This is a genomic window from Corallococcus sp. NCSPR001 (assembly GCF_017309135.1).
Taxonomy (GTDB): domain Bacteria; phylum Myxococcota; class Myxococcia; order Myxococcales; family Myxococcaceae; genus Corallococcus.
The window spans coordinates 2,382,411-2,407,749 of record NZ_JAFIMS010000002.1; the positions used below are offsets into that span (position 1 = coordinate 2,382,411).

Below are 25,339 nucleotides of genomic sequence, written 5' to 3' on the forward strand. Positions count from 1 at the left end.
GGGGACTCAGGACAAGGGCTCGCCGGCGTCATCCGCCGCTTCGGACCCCAGCACGTCCGGTCCCTGCTTCTTCATCGGCTCGTCGCGCAGCAACACGGGGCCCTCGGCCTTCGTCAGTGCGTGGGTGTCCATGGGGACGTGGTGCACCTGCACCGGGACCTTGGTGTTGGGCAGCTCCACCGTCGTCTTGAACACCGCCTCCGCGGGGGCCGGCATGACGGGCGTGGGCGCCTCCACCACCGGCGCCAGCTTCGGCTGCTTCTTGAGGCCGCGGAAGAGCCAGCCGCCCTTCTGGCGCTCGTACAGCTTGCGCGTCTCCACCGCCGCGCGCGCGTGCGAAACGCGGCCGGCCTCCAGGTCCTCCAGCAACATCTCGCTCAGCCGGCGGCGCGTCACGCTGTCCAGGTAGTCGAAGACCTTCTCCAGCTTGCGCACCACCACCTGCGTCGCGCCGCCCGCCGCGGTGTGCGTCAGCGCCGAAATCTTCAGCTCGTGCCGCGCCCTCGCGCGCTCCGCCAGCTTGCGCAGCCGGTCCGCTTCGTCGGGCGACGCGGCCTTGCTGACGAGCCCCGGCAGCACCGTGCGCGCCAGGCCCGCGTCCACGAAGCCCGAGTCGTCGAACGTCTCCAGTGACTCCAGCGCCCGCCGCCGCGCCTCCACCGACGTGCCCTCCAGCGCCTTCAGCGCCGTCGTCACCCGGTCCAGCGCCATCCAGCGGTACACCCAGTCCAGGCCCGTGCCCTTGATGTTCTGCGCGCCCATGATGCTCACCTGCATCCCGGGCGCCACCGCGCGGGCGCACGCGTCCACCACCTGGTCGCCCGTCGCCTGCGAGTCGGCCACCGGGACCAACTGCTCCAGCATCATGGCCTTGTACGCGTCGCGGAACTTCGCGTGGAACGCCTTCACGCGGCCCTGCGCGTCCGCCTCACCCCGGGGCAGGAGCGCCTTCAGCCGCGCGTGCACCGCCATGCGCGCCAGGAGGTACAGCGCGTGCTCGCGCACCTCGTCCTTCGTCGCGGCCGTGAGGACCTCGGGCAGCGCCTGCGGCAGCGCGCGCGCCGCGGGAGACAGCGCCTCGTCGATGAGCGGGCCCACCTCGCGCTCCAGCGCGCGGCGCACCTTCTCCACGCCCACGTCGTCGTCTCCGCCCTCCAGCGCCTTCGCCACCGCGGACGTCAGCGCCAGCGTGGCGGTCGCCTGGAGCCCCGCGCCGGCCGCGTACCGCTCCAGCCGGTCCATGAACGTGACCGTCGTGGGACGTGGCACCTTCAGCTTCGCCAGCTCCTTCGCGAGCCGTGCCTCCGCGCGGGCCTGGCCCTCGGGGCTCGAGACCTCCTCCGCCGCGACGACCTCCGTGCTCAGGAGGTGCCGGTCCAACGCGCCGCGCACGTACTTCTGGAGGCCCTCCAGGTTCGTGCCGATGAGCACGTGCCGGTCCGCGGGCGCGTCCTCCACCATGATGCGCGCGAAGACCTCCGAGCGCGACACGCGGTCCCAGCGGTTGTTGATGACCGTGATGACCGCGCGCTCCGGGTTCGCCTCCGGATCCACGTCCCCCAGGCCCGTGCGGATCCAGTTGTTCATGAAGCCCGTGCGCTCGTTCGCCGAGTGCCCGTTGATGAACTGGAGCTGCCGCCCGCGCACCTTCGCCGGCGGGAAGACCTTCAACACGCCGATTTCAGGCTGCACGTGCTCGGCCATCAGCGCCAGCGCGTACGTCCGCGACACGCCGAGCTGCTCCGCCAGCGTCGCCACCAGCGCCATGTTGCGCGGATGCTCGCGGTAGGGGAACAGGGCGAGGAACTCCTCCGGAATCAGCTCCGCCTCCCACCACGCGCTGTGCAGGAGCGTGGTGTCCTTCTCCTTCGCCGCCTGCTTGAAGAGCGGGAGGAAGTGGTCCTCCGTCGTCACCACCTTGCCGCCGTTGGGCATGAAGTTGGTGATGACGGACGCGACGTTGATGCCCGCCGGGCCCTGGATGTCCTCATGGTCCGGATAGGCGTTGGTCAGCGTGGCGAAGTCGTCCTTCATCCAGTCGTTCTGGAGCAGCTCGACGAAGTTGGGCTGGAGCGCCATGCACTCCCAGAGGAACACCTCCGTGCCCAGGCGCGCGCCCAGCTCCACCATGTCCTTCTGTTCCCAGATGGTGGCCTTGTCGTAGGGGCGGAAGATGAAGAACTCGGACGGCCCGGCGCCCGGGGCGCTGTGCACGAACATCGCCTCCGAGCCCGTCGTCTTCGCGAACACCTCGAAGCCCATGCCGGAGAAGAGCGCCGCCTTCAGGCGCTCCGTGCCGGACTTGCCGCGCGTGCCCCAGCCGCCGATGACGAGCGGGATCTTCTCCCGAGACTTCCGCACGCTCTGGCGCTTCACGTACGTGTCGCCCAGGAAGATGGAGAAGAGCGCCGCGGTGAAGAGGCCCAGCGCCGCGATGCCGTTGCCTCCCATCCCCAGGAAGTAGCCCTCGTTCTCCATGATGCGCTCGGTGAGGAGCGCCAGGAATCCGCTCTGCAGGCCCAGCACCGCGGGCGTGTGCAGCGTGGACGTGGGCTTCGGCGCCGGCTCCGGCTCGTGGAAGAGCGTGGCGAGCGGAGGAGGGACCTGCTTGTGCTGACCGTAGGGCGTGAATCGCACCTGGACGCCCAGCTCGCGCTCCACCTGCTCCACGAAGCGGCGGCGCTCGCGGGGCTCCTCTCCTCCCAGCGAGTCCAGCCGCAGCGATGCGAGCCGGCGGTAGTCCTTCGACACCTTCAGGCGGTTCGTCAGCCGGCGCAGGCGCGAGGCGGGCGGCACCAGCACCGTCTCACCGTGGCTGCTGAACAGGTGCACCTTGCCGTCCTTCGACAGCGGCATGTCCAGCAGGTCGTCCACCGTGGGCAGGTGACGGCCCCAGCTGCCCTGGCTCGCCACGTGGACGCGCTCGCCGGGGACCAGCGTCTCCGTGATTTCGTCCAGGTGGCCCGGGTGCGCGCGCAGCGTGCCGGACATGACGCGGCCGGTGGTGTGCAGGAACGCCTGGCGCTTGTTCGGCGCGGGGCGGCCCAGCTCGTGCCACACGCGCCACAGGCGGCGCTCCTGCCGGTCGCCGTGCCACAGCGTCAGCGTCTTGTCCGTGCGCTCCGCGTACAGGCCGTGCCCGTCCTGCGACAGGTCAGCGAGGATGGCGCCCAGCCACGCGGGGCCCTCCGGCATCGGCGGCAGGTTCTCCGGCGCGGGCTGGAGCGGGATGCGCGTGCGGCTTCCCGGGCGGAGCTTGGAGACGCGGCCCTGGAGGAACACCGTCCACGCCTGGCGCACGGGGTCCTTCACCCGGCGCAGCACCTGCGCGGCGGCGGCGGCGGCCTCCACCACCGGCCCCGAGGCGCCCGGCTGCGTCGCCAGGGACTCCACCGCGTCCAGCAGCGCCGCGTGCGCGGGGCCCAGGCCCGCGGCGCCCAGCGCTTCCGCCAGCGCGGCGGCGCGCTCGCACGACACGCGCAGCACGAGCGGGTCGGTGTCACGGCCGAGCACGTCCACCAGCACCTGGAGGGCAGGGCCCTTCACCTTCGGGGCCGCGAGCGCCGCGTCCACCGCGGCCAGCACGGCGGCGGTGCGCACGCGCGGGCTCGGCTCCGACAGCGTCTGTCCCGCGACGGCCGGCACCTGCTCCAGGCCCGCCAGACGGCGCAAGAGCGGCTGTCCGTCCGGGCGCTGCGCGATGAGGGCGCACAGGCCCATGCGCACGTACTCGCTCGGGTCGTGGTGCGCGACCTCGGTGAGCAGCGGCATTCGCTGCTCTTCGGACAGGAGCGGCGCGCACTGCTCCAGCACCTGACGGCGGAAGAGGAAGTCCTTCTCCGACGGGGCCTTCGCGCGCAGACGCTGGCGCAGCAGGGCCAGTCCCGTGAGCGAGTCCACCGTGAGCAGCGCGCGCAGGGCCTCCGCCTGGAAGAACGGGCTCACGTCCTCCTGGCCCGCGAGGCTCGTCAGCGTGGGGCCCACTTCGGGCAGCGACGCGGCGACGCCCGGCACCGTCCGCGCGAGCTGCCGGAAGGACTCCAGCGCGGCGGCGCGGTTCTGCGCCCGGGGCGCGTCCACGGCGCGGTCCAACAGCTGCCTCGCCAGCGGCACGGCGGCGGGCTGCAGCTCCTGCGCGTGGGTGTTGCCCAGCACGCCCGTCAGCGCGCGGAGCGCCGTCTCTTCTTCGATCAGCAGCTTGTGGCGGCGCTTCTCCAGCCGCTCGCGCAGGGCGTCGAAGCCCATCCACCGGTCCAGGGCGCGCAGGTCCTCCTTGCGGTCCTTGCGGTCCTTCACCGTGGCCTTGATGTGCTCCACCAGCACCTGGCGGCGCGCGGCGTCATCCAGCGCCTCGTTGTGCTGACGGGTGAACTGGACGATCTCCGCGTGGACCGCGGACAGCTCCGTCTCCAGGGCCTCCAGCGCGACGCCCAGCCACGGGGCCAGCCCGTCCAGGCCCGCGGGGCGGGGGCACGACTCCACCAGCCGCTGGGCCAGGACTTCGACCTGGGCCCCGCGCACGCGGCGGTGCAGCGGGGGCAGGGCTTCCAGCAGTTGGGATTCGAGAGGTTCGTTCGCCAGGTGCATGTCGCGGCCAGAGCTATTCATTGCTTGAGAAACCTGCCCGGCCCCCCCAGGCACGCGTTCGGATCAGGACAGCTCACGCCCGCTCAGGGCTGCAAACGTCGTTCATCGAGCAGCTCCTCGAACTCCTCCTCGGTGGGCGTGACGTCCTGCAACCCACGTCCACCCGTCCAATCCCACCGCGCTCCGAGTGAAAACATGTTCTGCATCCCGTACGGGCCGGAGAGGAAGGCGCGGTCCTCGGCGAAGAGCATCAGCCGGTTGCCGCCCTTGCCCATCCACACGTTCCAATCCAGGCGGCCCGACACGCGGTGGCGCAGGTAGGCCGTGGAGCGGTGCTCATCCTGGAAGCGCTGCGACGCGCCGTAGCCCAGCTCCACGCGCGTGCCCTGGAGCTTGCCGCCCAGCAGCGCCGCCCAGCTCGCGTAGGCGCCCGCGTTGTCCACCGTGTAGATGTTCGCGTTGCTCACGGCGGACATGCCCAGCGTGGCCACGTGGTCCTGGAAGGGCTGCCAGCGCAGTGACAGCCGGGGCGACAGGCGCCGCGGGTGGTCCTTGCCGTAGAGCCAGTAGACGTTCTGGTCGTAGCGCGTGGCGTCCACCGCGCTGCCGCCCTGCATGGACTCCAGCGTCAGGCCCAGGCCGGGGATGAGGCCCACGTCCGGGGACAGGCGCACGTAGCGGTCCGCCGCCACGCGGCCTCGCGCGCTCCAGCGCATGGCGCCGTCAATCGACTGCGAGAACACGGAGCCCTGCATGGACAGGCGCAGGTCGCCGGGCAGTTGGTTCACGTAGCCCGCCACGGTGCCGCCGAACACGGCGGACCGGTTCAGCGGGTAGCGCGCCTCGGGCGTGAAGCGCAGCCACGCGCGGCCCGGGGACAGCTCGCGGCGCAGGGACAGGCGGACCTCCAGGCCCGTCTGGAGCGGGCGGTTGAGCAGCTCGCCTTCCTGCACGTCCTCGCTGCGGTAGCCCATCTCCGCGGACACCATGCCCAGGCCGCCGGTGCGCGCTTCGGGCGGCATGCCCTCCGGCAACAGCGACAGGCTGGGCGGCAGCGCGGGCCAGGGCAGCGGCTCCAGGCCCGTGGTGCCCTGGGCCCACGACGGGGCCGCGAGCGCGCTCGGATCCGAGGCGACACCCAGTTGCACCTGCACCAGGGCTTCACCGGCGGGAGACTCCAGGCTCACGCGGTGCGGACCGCGCGAGGGCAAGAGCAGCCAGGTCTCGCCCATGCGGCCCAGCGGCTGGGACGCGCCCTGGAGGCCGGGGTCGGCGTCCTCGGGCAGGCCCAGGTGCATGAGCGGGCCGTCCTCCGCGCTGGAGCCGCCGCTGCCGTCACCCGAGGGCAGCGGCGTGCTGCGCAGGAGCAGTTCGCGGCCCGCGGTGGGGGCCAGGGCGGTGGCGCGCACGCGCAGCGCGGTGGGGCCCAGCACGGTCATCACCACCGGCGCGCCCGGACGGCTGCGCAAGAGGGAGAGGGGCTGCGGGGCGGCCACGACGCGGGCGGTGGCGCTGGCTTCCTCGGACTCCACGAAGCGCACCAGGCCGGTCTGCTGCGTGTCGGCGCGCGCCATCACCACTTCCACCTGGTGGCGGCCGGGGACGTCCAGGCGCGTGCCCAGGATGGCGGTCTCGCCCTCGGCGACCTGGAGCTCGCGGACCACGCGGCCGTCCACGCGGAGCGCGAACGAGCAGGTGCCGGTGGCGTCCACGCCCGGACGCGGGGTGGTGCCGCAGAGGACCTCCGCGCCCAGGGGCCGGGGCTGCTTCACCACCAAGCTCATCACGCGCGAGGCCCCGGCGGGCAGCAGCTTCGCCTCCGACAGCTTCCACGGGGGCGCGAGCAGCGCCTTGCGCACGGACATGGCGACGTCCTCGTCGTCCGTTCCGGCCTCGGAGGTGGCGACGAGCGAGCCCGCCGTCTCCTCCGCGTCGCGCAGGCCTTCCCAGCGCGTCCAGCGGCCCGCGGTGAAGCGCATGCGGCGGACATCCGGATGATCCGCCCAGGCCTGGAGCTGGCTCGCGAGCGCCGCGCCCAGGGGCGCACCGCCGTCCTTCCACGCCTGCGGCGAGTCCTGCAGCCGCTCCAGCATGCCGAGCGCTTCCAGGCCCACCTGCGGCAGGCCCGTCTCGCGGTACAGCGCCGCCATGGCCAGCGCGCCCGCCGCGTCCTCACCGGAGGCCGACAGCAACCGGGCCCGGAGGTAGCGGCCCGCGAGGCTCTTGTCTCCCGACACCGCCGCGAGCGCCGCGTCCGTGTGGCCTTCGCGGGCCTGGGCGCTGGTGGCCGCGAGCTTCGCTCCGTCCGTGTCCAACGCCGGGAAGGCAGGGGACACGAGCGTGGGCTGGGTGATGGCCTGCGTGAAGCGCACCGTGCGCGGGGCCGCCTGCGACAGGCGGTCCATCAGCGCGAGCAGGCGCCGCTGCTGCTCCGGCGTCAGCTTCGCCTGCGCGTCCAGCAGCCGACCCACGTCCGCGCGGGCGAAGCCGTCTTCCTGAAGAGATGAAAGCAGCTCGGCGCGCGCGAGGCGCGGCTCCACGTCATCGGGCCCCTTGCGCAGCTCGCGCGAGAGCGCCTGGAGCGTCTCGTATGCCGTGCCCGCCTGCGGCTGCTGTGGCAGGGCAGGGGACTCGTCGGACGTGGCCACCTCCGCGCGGCGCACCGACAGCGAGACGGCGAGCTGGGCCTTGGGGTCCTCGGGCTCGAACCACACCTCGCGCGCCTGCGCGGGCAGCGTCACCACCGCGGACACCGGCGCGGACGACGTTCCCTGGGCTCCTTCCAGCGCGACGTGGCGCGCGCTGGCGGCGGAGGGCATCAGCACCAGCCGGCGCGGATGGCCCACGTCCGTGTTCATGCGCACCACGAGCGGCTTGCCCGCGGTGGCATTCAACGGACGCAGCTGCACGCGCACCGGGGAGGGCAGCTTCGCGTCCGGCACCCGGAAGCGCACTGCCTTCTTCTCCACCTTCACCGGCCACTGCGTGCGCACGTAGCCGACTTCGCCCGGCGTCCCTGCCGCCTTCGCGGGCGCGAGCGACAGGAACGCGCGCGTGCCTTCCACGCCCTCCAGCTTCAGCGCGTGTTCGCCCGGCGGCAGGGCAATCTCCACCGGCTCCACCGCGGACAGCGGCAGCAGCGGGAAGGCGTTGCTCCCCACGCGCAGCACCGGGTTCGCCTTCGCGCCCGGCGGCGTCATCACGTAGGCGCGCAGCAGGGTGGGGGCCTCAGCGAGCCCCGTGGCCTGCACGTGCGTGGTGCCTCCCGCGGCGAGCGGCCACAGCGCGCTGCCCGTCATCGATGCATCGGCCTCCATGCCCTGGAGGTCCAGCCAGTGCGAGGCCTTCAGCTCGGTCCCGTCTTCGCGGGGCGCGGGCGTCACCTGCGACCAGCGGCTCGCGCGCCACCACGCGGTGCGGTAGCCGCGGCGGATGTCCTCCGACAGCGGATCCGCGCGCCACGCCAGCTCCAGCGCGGCCAGCTCGCGGCTGCGCAGCGGGTCGCCCAGCGGCAGGCGGGCCACCAGCTCCGACGCCTCGGCGGTGAGGAAGCCCGCGTCCGGCAGCGCGGGCGCGGAGCCCAGCAGCGCGTGCGCCACATCCGGCTTGTTCGCGTCCAGGAGCTTCTTCGCGGTGAGCAGCCGCAGGTGCCACGCGAGCGGCGACGCGTCCGCGCCCTTCAGCGCCTCCACGGCCACGTCCGTGTCGCCATCCACCAGGGCCGCCATCACGGTCAGCAGCGGCGACAGGCCCTCCGTCTTGATGCGTCCGTAGGTGCCGCGCGCCAGGTCCGGCATCAGCGCCACCAGCCGCTGACGCAGCAGCGACGGGCGGGCGGTGGGGTCCTGCTTCACCACCTCCCACGCCTTCTCCGCCATCTCCGTCCAGTGCGTCTGGTGCGACAGCGCCTCGGACAGCGTGGGCCGGCGCGTGGCGACGCGCGCACGCATCAGCGGCGCGGGGCCCTTCCAGCTCACGCGGTAGTTGTGCTTGCCCGGAGGCAGCGCCACGCGCATCTCCTCCGCGATGCCCACGCGCTCACCCGACGCGAGCACCCGCGCGATGCGCCCGTCCGGCAGCGCCGCGCCCTCGGCGGCCTCCGCCCACGCGGGCTGCGGCGTGAGCTGCGCCTGCGCGAGCACCCCGCCCACGCCGTACACCTCCACCGTCGGCGCCTCCGCGGGCGAGCCGTCGCCCAGCACGGCGCGCGCCTCCAGCGACAGCACGCCCGGGCCTTCCATCTCCAAGGCCCAGACCGAGCCCTTGCCCTCCGGGCGGACCCAGGGCGCGTCCATGCCGTCCAGCACCACCTCCGTGCCAGCGGGACGCGGGCGCTCCACGCGCACCGCCCGGCCGTAGAGCGGCGACACCAGCGCCCACTCGCGCAGCGCGGAGGCCTTGCGCCAGTCGCGCACCGCGGTCCGGAAGGGCGAGGACCCGGGCTCGTCCTTCACGAGCTCCGCCTCCAGCGCCGCGTCCACGTCCAGCCGCGCGCGCGTGGCCGCGTCGAACGCCAGCGCCGGGCGCGGCCCCTTGCCGTCCACCCACTTGAGGAGCGCGTCCCGCATCCGCTCCTCGGTGCGCGCCGTGGACGTGTGCGTGGGCCGCTCCACCGCGATGCGGGCGTTCTTCGTCGCGGTGATCCACCAGATGCTGCCGGCGCCCATGGGCTCCGCCAGGTACCAGCGGCCCGGACGCTCCGACACGCCCTCTTCCTCCACGCGCAGCTCGGGCGCTTCGCCGCCCTCCGACAGCGGCACGCGGGTGAAGCGCAGCGCCCCGGCGGGGCCGGTGACGCGCACCACGTCCAGCGGGCCCAGCCACACGGCCGCGCCCTTCTGGGAAGAGACTTCCATCGCGCCCGTCACCTGCGGCACGCCGCCCGGCACGTAGGGCGCCTGGCCCCGGAGGTCGTCCAGGGCCACCGGGCCCCGGATGGCGCGCGGCTGCCAGGTCATGCCCTCTTCGCTGCGGGCGATGACGGACGGCTGGGAAACGGTGGGCTGCGCGATGACGGGCAGCGCCGCGAGCGCTCCCACGAGCAGGGTGTAACGGGCGCGGCGTCGAACAGGAAACATCGGCGCTCAGTCCTCCAAGGGTGCGAACAGAATCTGGGCCAGCCGGTCCAGACGCGCCGGGGCCGCCAGCGCTTTGCGCGTACGGGATGACATTTCCAGGTGCAGGAAGCGGGCTTGCGGGTAGGCCTGGAGCAGGCGGGCCTGCGCGTTCTGTGTCCCACCGAGCACCTGCACGCCGGTCGGGAACAGCTTCACTCCAGGGCCGAGCGCCTCCTCCAGCGGTGTGGCCACCCGCCGGGCCCACGCCCCGGGCCTGCGCGTCCCATCGCTCACCACCGCGGCCAGCTTCTCCGTGCGGCCCTTCTGGATCTTGGACTCGCCGAAGCCGTGCAGCTGCACCACGCGCGGCGCGACGAGCTGGCGCGCGGCCAGGTCCGTCACGGTCTGGAAGAGGTGCTCCGGGTTGTGCGCGACGTCCGCGGCGTGCTCCGGGTCCTCGGGCGTCTCACCGGGCGTGCCCTTGTAGCGGTGCGCGGTGGCGGTCATGAACAGGCGCGGCGCGTGGCCCTCGGGCGGGCAGACGAAGAGGGAGGAGCCGATGTCCTCCGTCCCGATGTCGAAGTAGGGGTGCGGCACCTGCACGACGTCGTTCGTCGCTTCGCCGGTGCGGATCACATACGCGCCCGCGCCGTGGTAGCGGTCCGGCCGCTCGCGCAGCACCCAGAAGGTGTCGCGCGGCGTGGTCCACGTCTCCAGGAAGAAGCCCACGGACGCGGCCACGTTCGTCAGCTCTGCGGGCACGTCCTTCTGCTTGGGCGCGGCGGCCAGCAGCGCGGGGATGAGCTTCGAGAACGCGGTCCGCTCCTCCAGCGTGGTGGGGTGGAACGTCACGGCGTCCACGCGAGGCCACAGCCCGGAGAAGCGCGCGTCCACGCGGCACCCCGACTGCTCGGGCAGGTTCACGGATGGATCCTCCTGGGGCACGCGCTCCGGCGCGGACCGAGTGGCCGCCTTCGCGCCCGGAGCCGTCTGGGCCCGGGCGCTCACTCCCGCGCCCAGCACGGACACGACTCCCGCGGCCACGAGCGGGCGCCACGACCCGGTCCTCCGGCGCAACCTCACAACATGTCCTCGTCGGGCTGCCAGCCGCCCCGGTTCCACATGCGCGGCGCGGTGTTCTCCACCGCCTGGCCGAACATGAAGAACCGCGCCCACAGGGGCCCCGTGCCCAGCGACTGGATGCGCACGGTGTGCACGCCCGGCGCGATGTCCTCGCCCAGCGTCACCGGCACGGTGCGCGCGTACCACTTCACGCCCGGGCGGCCCACCGGCATGGCCGGCTCGCGCTCGGAGGCCGGCAGCACCACCGTGCGCTCGGCGCGCGTGACGTGCGGCACCAGCACGCTGGCGCGGCGCACGGGGTTGCCGCCATCCACCGTCACGGACAACTGGGGCTCCGTCGCGCCCTCCGCCACCGGCGTGTAGACGACCACGTTGAGGGTGATGGCGCCGGGACCCGTCTTGCGCACCGGCACGCGCAGGCCTCCCTGGCCCACCGGATACACCGTGCGCGAGCGCAGCCCGCTGCCTGCCGCAGGAGGCCGGTTGAGCAGCGCCGTCAGCCCCGGCGCCGTGGAGCGCAGCAGCACCTCATGCTCACCCGGCGGCAGCGGCGGCAGCAGCTCCCGGGCCCGCGTGGAGCGCACGGTGAAGCGGTGCAGCGGCTCGCCGTCGAGCAGCACCTCCACCTCGTTGCCCAGCGCCGCCGCGTCCTTCAGCGACAGGCGGACCTCCGGACGGGTGGGCGTGCGCGCATCGAAGCGCGCCCGCACCGCGCGGCCCGGCTCCAGCACCGTGGACAGCGCCTTCACCATGTCCACCGTGTCCGCCGGCCCGGACTCCAGCACCTCCACCACCGGGGGCGTGCCATACGGGCGCACCACCACCGCGTCACCCGACGGCGGAGGCGTCTCCTCCTCGGGACCCACGGGCTCCAGGCGCACCTGGCTGATCAGCTCCATCCGCGCGCCACCCTGAAGCAGCGCGGTCAGGTTCGCCGGACGCATCGGGTGCCACGCGCGCTGGTCCACGGGCGCGTTGCGCCAGCGCACGCCGGTGAGCGCGTCGTTCGTGTACGGCGCGGACGCGGCCATGGGCTGACCGCTGGAGAGGAAGCTGTAGAGCTGCACGATGGTCGTGCGCGGCGCCTCCACGCGCAGCTTGCGAGCCCCCATCGGCAGGAACACCCGGGCGCTCGCCGCGCCCGACACCCACGCCGGCAGGTCCGTCACTTCTCCAGAGCCCGCGGAGCCCGCGTCCTGGGGCGCCGTCGCCACGGGCGTGCAGGGCAGCGCGCCGCCCGGCAGCGGCACCAGGGCCGCGCTCTCGAACGGCGCGGGCTCCGGCGTCGCGTCCAGCGAAGCCTGTCCCAAAGGCTGCCCCTGGGCATCCAGCACCGTGAGGCTCAGGTGCAGCGGCTCGCGCGAGGGCGCGCGGTCCAGCGAGCGCGCGTCGATGCGCACCAGCCGCCCCACCGCGTCCATGCGCGGGTCGATGTCCAGCTCCAGCACCGGGCACGCCGGGCCGGTGGCGAACGCCTCCGTGCGGCGCGTGTCCGGCAGGAAGGCCACGCGGCCCTCCGCCGCGACGCCCGGCTGGGGGCGCGACTCGGCGGGCAGGAGCCACGACTCGAAGGGGCCCTCCACCGTGTAGCGCAGGTCCTCCTGGCCGTCGTTGCGCACCATCACCGTGTGCACGCCCGCCGGCAGCTCCAGCGGATGCGACATGGGCGAACCCGCCACGGGGCCCGGCAGCTCCAGCGTGTGGGCCGTGCCGTCCGCGGACAGCGTCTGCACCGTCACGGGGCCGTGCGGCTGCGCCTTCGCGTCCGTCGCGTCGCTCCACAGCCACAGCACCGGCTTCGCGGGCCCGGTGACGTTGAGGGCCACGGCGCGGCCCGCGCCCAGGCGCTCCTGCACGGACTCGGTGGCCTCCACCAGCGGCAGCCGGTACGGGGTTCGGTAGACGGGCTCGATCTGGTAGTCGGTGCCCGCCTCGCCCTCCGCGTTGAGGCGCTCCCAGTGCTCCTCCGCCAGCCAGCGGCGCGTGTCGGAGGAGAGCTTCTCGAAGGGCTCGAAGGTGGCACGCCCCGCGCGCACCTCCGCGCGGGCCTGGGCCAGCTTCTGCGACGCGAGCAGCGGCAGCGTGCGGTGCGCGCGGACGTAGACGCGCGCCAGCAGCGTGTCGTTCGCGCCCGCGGCGCGCAGGTACAGCACGGAGTAGTCCGGCCGCTCCTTGGGCAGGCGCAGCACGAACTCGCGCTCGTCCGTCACCTGCTGGTCGGCGTGCGTGGTGAAGGCGCTCTCCTGCAGGAACGTGCCGTCCTCCTGCGGCTGGCCCTTGCTCTGGCGCGTGCGCGTGAAGATGGAGCGCTCCAGCAGGACGCCGTCCGGCCCGCGCAGGATGGCCTTGAGGCCGTACTGGTACTGCTTCTCCGGCGCGTAGGGCGTGCCGTCCGGGAGCAGCTCGTGCGTGACGATGAGCAGCTCCTCGGCCTCGGCGGGGACGCGCACGCGCATCTCCCGGCCCGGCTCCAGGCGGTAGAAGATGAGGCGCTCGGCGTTGACGAACTTCGCGTCGCGCCGCGCGGTGGGCGTGTCGGTGTTGCCCAGCACGGCGAGGCTCGCGCCCCAGATGAGGGCCAGGCCCACCATCAGTCCAAGGAGCGCCACGAGGGCGCGGCTGCGGGTCTTCATCGACGGGCCTCTTGGCGGGAGACTTCCCCGGTCAGCACCACCGGACGGCGGTGCCGCAGCGCCAGGTCCACCGTGCTCGCGAGCTCCGCGTCACCCGCGGTCAGCTCCGCGCGCTTCGCCGGCGACGGGTGCTGCTGAAGGAAATAGACGGCGCGCAGCACCTGCTTGCCCTGCCGCGCTTCCACCAGGAGGAAGGGCAGGCCGTATTCGGCGCTGAAGCCGGACTTCACCTGACGCGTCACATTGCCCACGCGCTTCGTCTGCGCCAGCGCGCGGAGGTCATGCACGTTCTGCTGCGCGACGTAGCGCTCCGCGCTCGCGGTCAGCTCCGCGAAGTGCTCCTTCAGCGCGGCGGACACCGGCTGCGTCGGCGCCACCAGCCGGTCCGCCAGGAGCGCGCGCTCGGGAGACTCGCGCGGCTCCTCGGGCAACAGGCCCGTGAGGGCCAGCTCCTCCGCCACCAGCCGCGGGCCCACGAAGGCGCCGCGCAGCGGCTCGGACAGCCACAGCGTGGCCAGCCGCGCCCCGCCGAAGGTGCGGGAGAAGACCTGCTGCGGGCTCGCGTCGTTGAGGCCCGTCAGCTCCGGAGAGCCGTCGTGGTAGCGCACGCGCTGCCCCAGCCAGCCCAGCGGGCCCTCCTGGGACAACAGCCGCTCCAGGTCCGCCGGCCGCTGCGCTTCCGTGAGCACCGGGCTGCCCACGTCCACCAGCACGTCCGCTTCCACGGAGGGCCGGCCGGAGAAGCCGCGCAGGTGCAGCACCCAGCCCTGCTCCTTCGGCAGCGCGCGGTGCGCCGCCTGGTGGAACGCCTGGAAGCTGGTGCGCAGCTCGCCGAAGGTGGCGGGGTGGGGCATGTCGCCGGACGCGGTGGCGAACACCAGCGCGGTGGCGCGCGACTCGTGCCACAGCTCCGCGGCCACCGGCAGCGTGCCCGCCTCGCGGGCCGGCGACGGCACCTCCAGCGCGAGCGGCGAGCCGCCCGGACGCACCATCAATCCCGCGCCCAGCCGGCCCGGCGTGTCCTGCGCGTCCGTCACCCACCAGCATCCGGTGGCCGCGCCCGCGCACTCCGTCACCGGGTGCACCCGCAGGCCCATCAGCGCCGCCATGGACCCGGCCCACCGCGCGCGCAGCTCCTTGGGCACGTCCGCCGTCCCACCGCCCAACAGCGGCGAGGCCACTTGCTGCTCCAGCACCAGCAGCTCCGCGTCGGACGGCCGCACCGCCGGGACGCGCGCCACCTCCGGCGTCACCATCAGCGTGCCCAGCGCGTCGCGCTCCGTCATCGGCGCGGCCAGTTCCTGGGCGTGCGCAATCACCAGCGAGGCCAGGTCGAAGGCGCCCGCGCGCAGCACGCTCACCCGCGCCTCACCCCAGTTGCCACCGGGCTCCGGCGGAGGATTGGCGGTCACCGTCGCGCCCGGCCACAGCAGGTCCAGGCCCTGGGGCGCCTTGCCGTCCGGCGTGTGCAGCACCGCCTGGCCCGGCTTCAGCGAGGGATCCACGCGCAGCTGCACCCGCTCGCGAGAGGACAGCGCGTCGTGCGCGTGGCGCAGCGGCGTCTCCGACTGCGCCAGCGCGTCGCCCAGCACCAGGCCCGCGCGGTGGGAATCCATGCCGCTCACGATGATGGCGCGGCAGCTCACGCGCTCGCACAGGAGCGCGGCGGCCTCGGCGCTCGGCGCCTCCGTCAGGGGACGCGGCACCTCCAGCACCGGCCCGTGCGCGCCGGGGATGAGCAGCGACGTGTCCCAGCCCGCCTTGCCGGCGCCCTCCACGCGCTCCACCAGCGCGAAGCGCGCGGGCACGCCGTCCTGCTTCGGCAGCTCGCGAAGCTCCAGCCCCAGCGCCACCGCCTTCGCGCGCAGCGCGTTCAGGCCCTCCCCGCGGCCCGACTCCAGCCACGCATCCAGCCCGTTCCACAGCCCGCTGTACTCACGCAGGTCGCCGTGCTTCAGCCGCAGCGACTGCCCGCCCACGTCGCTCTCACGAGCGGTGGCGCGGCCCAGCACCATCAGGCCCAGCGGGGAGCGGTCCAGCCCCAGCCCGGGCACGTGGTCGTGCGGTGCCTCCGCGGTGAGCGCGGTGGCCGGACGCGGTTCGATGAGCGACAGCCCGAAGCCCGCGAGGCTGCCGATGAGGAAGCCCGCCAGCGACGTGTGCAGCGTGGGCAAGAGCACGCGCGCAATCACCTGCTTCTGCAGCATCTTCACCGCCAGCAGCGTGGGCACCAGGTAGCCGAAGCCGAACAGGTCCGTGACCTTGAGGCCCGGGATGCGGCCGCCCATGGCCCAGCCGACGCCCCACTTCACGAGGAAGCCCAGACAGAAGACGAGCACCGTCTTGCGCGGGCCTTCGAGGTTGAGCGTGCGCAGCCCCGGCACGGACAGCACCGCCTTCGCGGCCACGACCAGCAGCAGCACCTCCGCCAGCGTGGCCACGAGCTTCAGCGGCTCCAGCCACGTGAGCGCCAGCAGCGCGGGCACGAGGATGCCGTTGAAGTCCCAGCCGTACTTGAGGTTGAAGCGCGCGGCGAGGAACGCCGTCGTCAGCAGGATGATGTAGGCCTTGGGGCTGGACAGGAAGTCCTGCGCCACGTCCTCGTACATCAGCTCCAGGCTGGAGAAGGACAGGTTGGTGCCGGGCAGCAGCACGAAGCGGAGGATGACGTAGGTGAGCGCCACCGGCACCGCCACCTGCCACAGGCCGCGGCGCAGCTTCAGCTTCCAGAAGGCGTTCGCGGTGAGCGGCACCAGCACCAGGCCGATGCTGTGCAGGCTGCGGTCGACGATGAAGGACGTGCCCCACCGCTCGTCCATCCAGTGCCCCAGCACCGGGAGCAGCCACGTCTCGCTGACCGCGCGCACCACGACGCTCGCGAGCACCACCGCGAAGAAGCGGTCGCGGCCGAAGAACTCGCTCCAGGCCCCCGTGCGGGACAGTCCGCTGGAGAACGCCAGCGCCAGGCCGTACGTGAGCAGCGATTCGGCGACGACGGTGCAACCCGCCTCCGGGTGGATGACGAACACCGAGGCCAGGTAGCCGGGAACCACGAGGCCCACGAAGACCCACCCGAGCGTCTCCGTGAGGAGCGCCAGGATGAGCACGCCCACGAGCACCGCCACCAGGATGGAGGTGTCGAGGGAGTAGGCCGGAAAAAGTGTCAGGGTCGAAAGGAGCGCCATGGTGGCCGCTCGAATCTAGGGAGGCTCCCGGACCCGACCAGGGTTGCCCCTCTCGGCCGCTGAGAAGCGTCGGCTGTCCAACCGAAAATTCGGGCCTCCAGTGTCACTGAATGCCCAACCCCGGACACTGGTAGCGGACCCTCGTACGGATCAGCCCGCCTGCTTCACACGACGAGAAGCCGGTTGGCACGCCAGGTGAGGACGTCACCCGCGTGACACTTCACGGACAGTCCTGCGCGACCACGGCCGGGCAGCCCTGACCGGAGCCGCCGAGCGTGCAGGGGACGGTGTCCGCGAGCGCCTGGATGACGGCCTTGGACGACGCGCCGGTGCCGCGCAGCGTGGCGGACTGCTCCAGGTGGATGAAGCGGTCGGTGGCGGCGGCGGCCTCCGCGAAGCAGGCGTCGGAGGCGCCATTGTCGATGCGGCCCTGCACGTTGCTGGTGCCGCACAGCGTGCGGTGCTTGCCCGAGTCATCCGTCGCGTTGCAGGAGAAGGCCTTCTTCGTCCCCACCAGGTGGGTGTTGAGCGCGTCGCGCAGGCGGTTGGAGAGCGCGTCCGGCCGCAGGGTGCTGGTGCCGTCGCTCACCACGGCGGCCTCGGGGCCGTTGCCCGCGTCCATGCCGTGGATGCTGGCGGCGATGGCGTCCGGGTACGTGTCGCGCAGCGCGCGGTGCGCGGCGGTGAAGAAGTTGTTGCCGTAGTGCGCGGCGTCGGAGATGCGCAGGCCCTTCGTGCCGCACACGCTGGTGGTGCCGCTGCACGGGCTGGCGGTGGTGACGGCGCAGCGGTTGCTGCCGGTGATGAGCAGCGCGCGAGCGCCCAGCGTCACCAGCTGCGTGGCCGTCTGACGCAGCGTGCCCTCATCAGAGTCCGCGTGCGGCGCCTCCAGCCACAGGTCGCGCGCGGGGAACAGGTTGATGATGAAGGTGCCGCCGCCGCGAGACAGCAGGCCCTGCTCGCGCACCACCAGCCACCCGCCGCCCGTTTCATTGCGGAAGGTGGACACGCCGTAGCCCATCCCCGCCAGGTCCTGCACCACCTGCGGCGTGGGGCCTTCGGTGAGCAGCGTGCGGAACGCGCCCTCGAACGCGGCGAGCTCCGTGCCGCCCGGCTCCTTGAAGCCGCCGCTGTTGGCCGCGGCGATGGGCGCCGTCAGCAGCCACGACGTCAGGTTGCCCGTCAGGGTGGACAGCGAGCCGAGCGGCGAGCACACGCCCGCCGTGGGAGCAGGCGCGCTGACGACCGGCGTCTCGGTCGCGGGCGTCTCCTCCGGCGTCACTGTGTCGGTGGGCGTCGGCGTGGTGGGCACCTGGCCCACGTCTTCCACGGGCGCGGTAGGCGCCTGGACGCTGGTCCCCGGCGCGGACGTGGACGGGCTCTCCGCCACGGCGTCACTCGGTCCAGCGACGGCATTGCTGCAAGCGGCTGCGAGGAGCAGGAGGCAGGACAGGGATGCGCGCAGGGGGGGCAGGGACATGGTCCTGTCCCGAACAGCATGCCTTGCGCATGCATTCGCATCCCGTCAATCCGGGATGACAACCGGAGCGGGGCTCGGTTGCCCGTCCGCCCTATGTCACCCGCCCGCTCAGGGCAGGGTCCGCAGCAGGCCCTCCGCGTCGGGTGCACCCCAGCCGGTGGGGATGTCCCAGCCCGGCCCGGCTTCGTACTGCTTGTCGGTGACGCCCACGGTGATGTCGCGGAACGTCTGCTGCACGGCCGGCAGCGTGTAGAGCTGCGAGTTGAGCCAGCCCACCCGCGGCTTCTGCGCGTCCGCGCGCGCGCCGTTCACCACCGTCATGATCCCCGCGAAGATGGGCGAGGAGAACGACGTGCCGGTGTTGGGCGTGGTGACGCCCAGCCACGTGTACCAGTAGCCGGTGTCCGCGTTCAGCGCGACGTCCACCACCGCGCGCTTGGCGGGCATCGGGAAGAGGCCCTTCTGCCACTCCGGCGTGGCGAAGGTGCGGGTGATGCCGGAGCCCGAGTAGTACCAGGCCGTCTCGCCCGTCACCGTCATGCCGTTCATCTTCAACTGCGTGCCGCCCACGGCGGTGACGTAGGGGCTGTTGCCCGGCACGTCCACGCCCGCGGAGTCACCGCTCGCCGCGGCGACGGTGATGCCCAGCGCGGCGGCCATGGTGCTGGCGTGGCTGTAGGCCTCGTGCACCGCCTTGGGTTCGGAGTCCTCGCGGTGGGCGAAGGACGTGGTGATGACGCTCACCTCGCCCCGGCCAATGGCCTCGTTGTAGGTGTAGAGCATGGACGTGTTGCGCGCGTCCGGGCCCATGTAGACGAGCACCTCCGCCTTGGGCGCCATCGCCGCGGCCCACTCCACGTCCAGCGTGCCCTCGCGGTAGCGCGTGACGGGCGGCTCCATGGTCTGGATGACCTTGGGGTCCTCTCGCTCGATGCCCCACATCTTCCAGAAGGCGCGCAGGTCCTTCCACCGGAAGCCGGCGCCAATCACCACGCCCAGCTTCATGCCCTGGCCCTGGTGCCCCTGCTCATAGAGCGAGTCCACGTTGTACGCGCGCGCCACCTGCTGGGGCGTGAGGCCCCGGCTGACGGGGTTGGGTGGCTCCGTGGACGGCTGGCCGAACTCGCCGGGCATGGTGCCCGTCTCCGCCGGCAGGTCCAGCGCGACGACGGCGTGGATGCGCTGCTGCACGAACGTGGGGGCCTTGACGGACTCCACGAGGCCATAGACGTCGTGCGGATCATTTCCGCCCTGGGGCGACTTGCGCTCCAGCACGCGCAGCGTGACGCCGAACGCCTTGTTGAACTGGGCCACCGTGCCCACGAACTGCACCAGCAGCCGGTTGGTGGCGACGTAGGGCACCTGCATGCCCTCGGACTTCAGCCAGTCCGTGACGATGGTGACGTCCTTCTCCAGCGGGGCGTGCTTCGACATCCACTCGGCCGGCGTCATGTACTGGCGGAAGCGGGAGCCGCCCGGCTTGTAGATGTCCGCGATGCGCTCCTCGAGCGCCGCCGCGTCGCGGATGGGGAAGGACACGAGCCCGCGGATGAGGTCCGTCACCGGCGCCTCGCCCTTGTCCGTGTAGACGCCCGGCAGGGGGCCGGGGACGCCGTCCGTCGTCGGGATGGGCGTGGGATCCAACACCTCCGCCTCCGGGTCGGGCGGCGGCGGGTCCACCACCTCCGGCTCCGGCGGTGGCTTGCCGGGAGGAGGCTGTGCGTTCTCGGAGTCGGGAAGGGTGGGCGTGGACTCCACCGGCGTCGGCCCGGGAGGTCGCGGCTTTCCCACCGACGTCAGGCGGTCCGAGTCACGGCAGCCACCCATCCACCCCGCCAGCAGAAGAACACCCGTCAGGATGACTCCGCGCTTCATTGCTCCCCCAGCCCGCGGTGACCCGCCTCGGGTCCGCCGCACCCCAGCCGTCCTCCTCCCTGGAGGACGTCGCCCACTGTGCGCATCCAACCTGGGCGCGATTGCCCTCAGAGGCAACTGTCGTGGACAGGTAAATCGCGGCTACACTGTTGGCACTTCTTTGCCCATCCCATGCGGCTGCCGACAGCACTCCTGCTCATCTTCTTCCTGCCGTCGAGCGCTGCGCTGGCGCAGGGAGACACGCGCATCACCTTCCTGGGTCGTCAGTTGGAGAAGGGAAGGGATCCGCGTGCTCGCTCACAGGCCGCGCTGGTGTTGGGCCAGACGGAAGACCCCGAAGCGGTGACCCCGCTGTGCGGTGGCCTCAAGGACCCGAGCGAGCTGGTGCGCGCGGCGGTGGCCAAGGGGCTGGGCGCGCTCCTGGAACCGAAGGGGCTCGACTGCCTCCAGGCGGTGCAGGGGGAGGCGGACGCCACGGTGCAGGCGGCGGTGGCGGAGTCCATCAAGGCCATCAAGGCGTACCAGGCGCGCCGGCCGCGCTTCTACCTGTCGCTGGACGCGCTGAAGGACAAGACGGGCAGCGTGCCCGCGGAGCTGGTGAAGGTGACGGAGGCGCGGCTTCGTTCCAAGCTGGTGCGCCGGGGCGCGCAGATGGCGCCGGAGAAGGAGTCGAAGGCCGCGGCGAAGGGCGCGCTCAAGAAGCTGGGCGTGCACGGCTACCGCATCACGGCGGAGATCCAGAAGACGGACAGTGGAGGCCTGCGCCTGGCCCTGTTGTGCATGACGTACCCGGAGCAGTCCCTGATGGGACAGGTGGAAGTGAACGCCGCGGGAGCTCCGCCCGCGGACCTGTTGAAGGCCCTGATCCCCCGAGCCATCGAGGAAGCCGCCGCGACCTTCGACTGGAGCAGCGAGACATGACGACGACCACGGCCCAGGCCCCGACGACGAAGCGCCGCTGGCGCAACTTCCTGCTCGACGCGCCCTTCCAGCTGAAGCTCACCGCGTACATCGTCGGCGTGTCGCTGGTGATGGCGGCGCTCCTGGGCATCTTCCTGGTGCGCGCGGCGAACTCGCTGATGCACGAGACGGCGACGGCGGTGGACGCCCGCTCGGCCGCGGCGGAGGTGAGCCGGGACCTGTCCGGGGCCACGCTCTCCAATGAGCTGATGGCCCACATGAACGACCCGGCGTTCGAGAAGCAGTTCCGGGAGCAGGCGCAGGCCATCGACGCGAAGTACGAGGCGGAGCGCTCGGCCATCGTCGCGCAGCGCGCGGAGCTGGAGCGCCATCAGCAACTGACGTGGTGGGTGCTGGGCGGCTGCCTGCTGACGTTCATCGCGGTGGTGGCGCTGGCGACCATCGTGGTGACGCACCGGATGGCGGGCCCGCTCTTCCGCATCAAGCGGATGATGCGCGAGGTGGCGGAAGGTCACCTGAACCCGCCGCAGCACGGCCTGCGCGAAGGCGACGAGTTGCAGGACGTCTTCGAGGCCGCGCGGGACATGACCCAGCGGCTGCGCGCGCAGCAGACCGAGGACGCGAGAGCGCTGTCGGAGGCCCTGGCGCAGGCGAAGACGAGCGGCGCCACGGGCCCCTGGGTGGACGAGCTGTCCGCCCTGGAGGCGCGCTACCGCGAGCGGCTGGCGCGGTAGGGAAGGGCGGGCGCCCCGCTTCGACGCGTGAGGCGTCGCTGCGCTACGCCTGAGCGCGCGGTGGAGCAGGGCAGCGCCTGGCTTCAGCGCGCGAGGCGCCTCACACCCGCGCGGTGTCCGCGGTGAGCCCCATCTGGAGCAGCTCCGAGTGCAAGAGCAGCCGCGCCTGCGCCCACGGCAGCGCGACCACTCGGTAGCCCGCGAGCGCCTGGAGCAGCAGGGGCCGGTAGCTCGCGTGTCCGGGGTCCGCCACCACGACGATGCCCCGGTCCGTGGTGGAGCGGATGAGCCGCCCGACGCCCTGGCGCAGGAGCAGCAGCGCCCGCGGCAGCCGGTACTGGAGGAAACCCAGGTACTCGTTGCCCGCCTTCGCCAGCGGCTCCTCGCGCGCGGCCACCAGCGGCCGTGACGCCGGCTCCAGGGGCAGCTTGTCGATGAAGACACACCCCACGCCGCGCCCGGGGATGTCCACGCCCTGCCAGAAGCTCTTGGTGCCCAGCAGCACCGTGCCCGTGTCGCGCTCCTGCCGCGCCGCCAGCGAACGGCCGTGGCCACGCGACTGGCGCAGCACCTCGATGCCGTGCGGCTCCAGCCGCGCCTGCACCTCGCGCGACACGCGCTCCAGCCGCCGCGTGGAGGCGAACAGGCCCAGCACCCGGCCGCCCATCACCTGCGCCAGGCCGGAGATGCGCCCAGAGGCCCAGTCGATGAACGGCTCCTCGTGCGCGCGCGGCGCGTCCGTGACGAGCACCACCAGCGCCTGCTGTCCCAGGTGGAACGGCGAGGGCGCGCGCAGGATGGGCGGCCTCAGCCCCAGCCGCTTCAGCACGAAGGGCACACCGTCACCCGTGCCCAGCGTGGCGGACGCCATCACCAGCGCGCGCTTGTTCGCGGCGAAGTCCTTCGCCACGGACTCGGACACGTCCACCGGCTGCGCGCCCACGCTCCAGCGCTGCTTCCGAGGCTCCGCCCGCGCCGCATAGCAGCGCTTCGCGTCCGGCTCTCCGGCCAGCTCGCCCGCGAGCACCGACAGCTCGCCCAGCTCCGTGGTGGCGCCGGCCAGCTCGCGCTCCAACGAAGGCTGCTTCACCGCCAGCTCCGGCAGCGCCGCCAGCACCCGCACCGACAAGAGCGTGTGCACCCGTTGCAGTGCCGTGCGCACCGCCACCAGCCCCTCGCGCACGGGCTCCCAGGCGGGCAGGGCGCGCACCGCGTCCGTCACCCGCAGCTCGGGCGCATAGGCCGCGTCGTCCGCGTCCTCGCCGGGCATCGCCGCCGCGGGCTCGCACAGGGCTGTCACCTGCTCGCCCAACAGGCGCGCCTCCTGGAGCAGCGTGCGCAGGGAGTCGTCCACCTCGGACATCAGCACGCGGGACTCGTCCCGGCGCGTGGCCGCGAGCGCGCGGCGCAGCTCCGCGAAGAGGCCCCGGCGCCCGTCGCGGCCGTGCAGCCGCTCCGTGAGGCGCAGGAAGGCCAGGTCGGACAGCTCCACCGTGAGCGCGGTGGTGGCCACGTCCTCCAACTCGTGCGCCTCGTCCAGCACCAGGTGGTCCAGGCGCCCGTAGCGCGCGGGCCACGCGAACGCGAGCGACTGGTTGATGACCAGCACGTCCGCCTCGCGCGCCTGCGCTACCGCCGAGTGGTAGAAGCACTTGTTGTGATGCGGGCACCGCTCGCCCAGCGTCGTCGCCGCCTCGGAGCGCACCGCCGGCACCAGCCCGTGCATGCCCGGGAAGCGCTCGCGGAACCAGTGGCTCAGCCGGTCCAGGTCCCCGTCCACGCTGCGGCGCAGGTACGCGCGTACGTAGGCCCGGGGCGCCCGCGCCGTGTGGTTCATCCCCGGCTCCACGCGCGTGGCCTCCAGCGCGCGGCGGCGGCACAGGTAGTTCGTCTGGCCCTTGAGCAACGCGTAGCCGAACGCGCCGCCCGTGGCCTGGTGCAGCCGGGGCAGGTCCTTCTCCAGGAGCTGGTCCTGGAGCGTCTTCGTGTGCGGCGCCACGCCCACCTTCAGGCCGTTGCGCGCGGCGAACAGCGCCGCGGGCGTGAGGTACGCCAGCGACTTGCCCGTGCCCGTGCCGGCCTCCACCGCCACCTGCCCGCCGTCCGACAGCGTGCGCGCCACCGCCTGCGCCATCTCCAGTTGCGCGGGCCGCGACAGGAACCCGCCGCCCCGCTCCAGCGCGCCGCCGGGCCCCAGCACCTGGGCCACCTCCTCCGGCCGCACCGGCAGCGGCGTCGCGTCCAGCTCGGGCTCCGGGGGAGGCCTGCCGCCATTCGCGCGCTTGCGCTCCGGCCGCGCGCGCAAGAAGCCGCCCGTCGTCTCCAGACTCAGCGGCACCGGCGTGGCCCGGCACGCCTCCCACAGCCGCGTGAGCAGCTCCAGGAGCGGGCGCGCCTCCGCGTCCATCGCCAGGTCGCGAGCGTCCTCCGCCGAGAGGGAATCCAGGAGCGGCGTGGGCCCCAGCGCCGCGCGGGCCCTGGGGTCCATGGTGGCCAGCAGGTCCGCCACGTCCTCCGCGCGCCCGTCGCGCACGCAGCCATCCAGCGCGTGCACCAGCACCGCGTGTACCGCCACGCAGTCATGCAGCGCCCGGTGCGGCTGCTGCGAGCCCAGCTTCGCCCACCGCATCAGCGACTCCAGCGAGTGGCTGGGCAGCTCCGGGTGCAGGTAGTGCATGAGCTCGCACGAGTCGAGCACCGGCACGCCGCCGAGCACGTCCGGCAGGAAGCCCTTCTCGAAGGGGGCGTTGTGCGCCACCACCGTCCAGCCCTGGAGCCGCTCCCGCAATTGGGCGCGCTCCGCGTCGAAGCGGGGCTGTCCGGACAGCTGCGCGTCGGAGAGGCCGGTGAGCCGGCGGATGGTGAGGTTCAGCGGGCGGGACGCCGAATACAGCTGGGAGAAGCGGTCCACCTCCCGGCCGTGCTCGAAGAAGAGGCACCCGACTTCGATGACCTCGTCCACGCGGGGGTCGAGCCCCGTCGTTTCGAGGTCCAGGAAGACGTGCCGGGTGAAGAGCTCCGAGCTGCCCATGCAGGCGCGTGAGCCTACCCGCCCGGGCGGACATCGCCAGTTAACGGGCAGGCCCGGGCGGGACGCGCCTTCCTACAGGCCCTCGAACGTGTCGACGAAGAGCGCCTCGTTGGGGAAGCTCAGCAGGTACATGCTGATGTCCCAGATGATGAGGCTGGCCCAGCGGCCATTCCCGTTCAGCATCGTCTGGAGCGACAGCACCCAGTTCGAGGGATAGAACGTGGTGGAGTTCACCATCACCGCCAGCCGCGCCAGGCTGCCCACGTCCTCCACGAAGACCCACTGCACGCCCGGCGGCGGGTTGGCGGCGATCCAGTTGGAGATGTGGTTCACCGCGTAGTTGAAGAGCGTCAGCCGGAAGAGCGCGGGGTTGGACCGGAGCAGCGCCTGGTTCGCGGCGTACTGCTGGATCATCGCCTGATACAGCGTGTAGGCGTAGCTCTGGACGTTGTTCTCGTAGACCTGGTTCTGGAACGGCGGCAGCACTCCGTCCACCAGCTGGTAGCTGGCCACGTAGATGTTCACGGTGCCGTAGGCCCCGGACAGCCGCGCCATGAAGGCGTTCTTCGCGTTGACGGTGGCCGCGTCCGGCTTGTTGAACGCCGCCTGGATTTCACTCTCGATGGCCTGCGCCACCGTCATGGGCGCGGGCTGCTGCGCCAGCGCGGGGCCGGCGGTGAGGACCGCCAGGCAGAGGACGACGAGCTTCAGGGGAAGGGGGACGGACGGAGGACGCATCGTGTGGATTCCCTG

General features: G+C 72.8%; 11 protein-coding genes. 2 read left to right on the forward strand and 9 right to left on the reverse strand.

Annotated features, from left to right (window positions below):
• Positions 1-6: 6 nt before the first annotated feature.
• The 7 genes from JYJ93_RS11845 to JYJ93_RS11875 form a co-directional block, all read right to left on the reverse strand.
• Positions 7-4,608: a hypothetical protein gene (locus JYJ93_RS11845; RefSeq protein ID WP_206789769.1), complete on the reverse strand. Its 4,602-nt coding sequence runs from the start codon at positions 4,606-4,608 to the stop codon at positions 7-9.
• Between the two features lie 62 nt (positions 4,609-4,670).
• Positions 4,671-9,665, reverse strand: coding sequence for a hypothetical protein (locus JYJ93_RS11850; protein ID WP_206789772.1), 4,995 nt, complete (start codon positions 9,663-9,665; stop codon positions 4,671-4,673).
• A 6-nt stretch (positions 9,666-9,671) separates the two neighbouring features.
• On the reverse strand, positions 9,672-10,688 hold the full coding sequence (locus JYJ93_RS11855) for a hypothetical protein (RefSeq protein ID WP_206789773.1): 1,017 nt from the start codon (positions 10,686-10,688) through the stop codon (positions 9,672-9,674).
• Positions 10,689-10,723: 35 nt separating this feature from the next.
• Positions 10,724-13,360, reverse strand: a complete 2,637-nt coding sequence (locus JYJ93_RS11860; RefSeq protein ID WP_206789776.1) for a hypothetical protein — start codon at positions 13,358-13,360, stop codon at positions 10,724-10,726.
• A complete protein-coding gene (locus JYJ93_RS11865; RefSeq protein WP_206789778.1) occupies positions 13,357-16,545 on the reverse strand; it encodes a poly-gamma-glutamate biosynthesis protein PgsC/CapC in 3,189 nt (1,062 codons plus the stop codon). Before JYJ93_RS11865 ends, JYJ93_RS11860 begins: the two co-directional genes overlap by 4 nt.
• A 220-nt stretch (positions 16,546-16,765) precedes the next feature.
• Positions 16,766-18,025, reverse strand: coding sequence for a hypothetical protein (locus JYJ93_RS11870; protein WP_206789780.1), 1,260 nt, complete (start codon positions 18,023-18,025; stop codon positions 16,766-16,768).
• Between the two features lie 108 nt (positions 18,026-18,133).
• A complete protein-coding gene (locus JYJ93_RS11875; RefSeq protein WP_206789782.1) occupies positions 18,134-19,900 on the reverse strand; it encodes a S53 family serine peptidase in 1,767 nt (588 codons plus the stop codon).
• Positions 19,901-20,071: 171 nt separating this feature from the next.
• On the opposite strand from JYJ93_RS11875, the gene JYJ93_RS11880 reads away from it, so the two are divergent.
• Complete coding sequence (locus JYJ93_RS11880) at positions 20,072-20,821, forward strand: HEAT repeat domain-containing protein (protein ID WP_206789784.1); 750 nt, start codon at positions 20,072-20,074, stop codon at positions 20,819-20,821.
• The gene (locus tag JYJ93_RS11885) at positions 20,818-21,555 is read left to right on the forward strand and encodes a signal protein (RefSeq protein WP_206789787.1); all 738 of its coding nucleotides are present in this window, start codon (positions 20,818-20,820) and stop codon (positions 21,553-21,555) included. The genes JYJ93_RS11880 and JYJ93_RS11885 overlap by 4 nt, the downstream gene beginning before the upstream one ends.
• A 100-nt stretch (positions 21,556-21,655) precedes the next feature.
• Here JYJ93_RS11885 and JYJ93_RS11890 read toward each other — a convergent pair whose 3' ends face one another.
• Positions 21,656-24,586, reverse strand: a complete 2,931-nt coding sequence (locus JYJ93_RS11890; protein ID WP_206789789.1) for a helicase C-terminal domain-containing protein — start codon at positions 24,584-24,586, stop codon at positions 21,656-21,658.
• A 72-nt stretch (positions 24,587-24,658) separates the two neighbouring features.
• Positions 24,659-25,324: a hypothetical protein gene (locus JYJ93_RS11895; RefSeq protein ID WP_206789791.1), complete on the reverse strand. Its 666-nt coding sequence runs from the start codon at positions 25,322-25,324 to the stop codon at positions 24,659-24,661.
• Positions 25,325-25,339 lie beyond the last annotated feature (15 nt).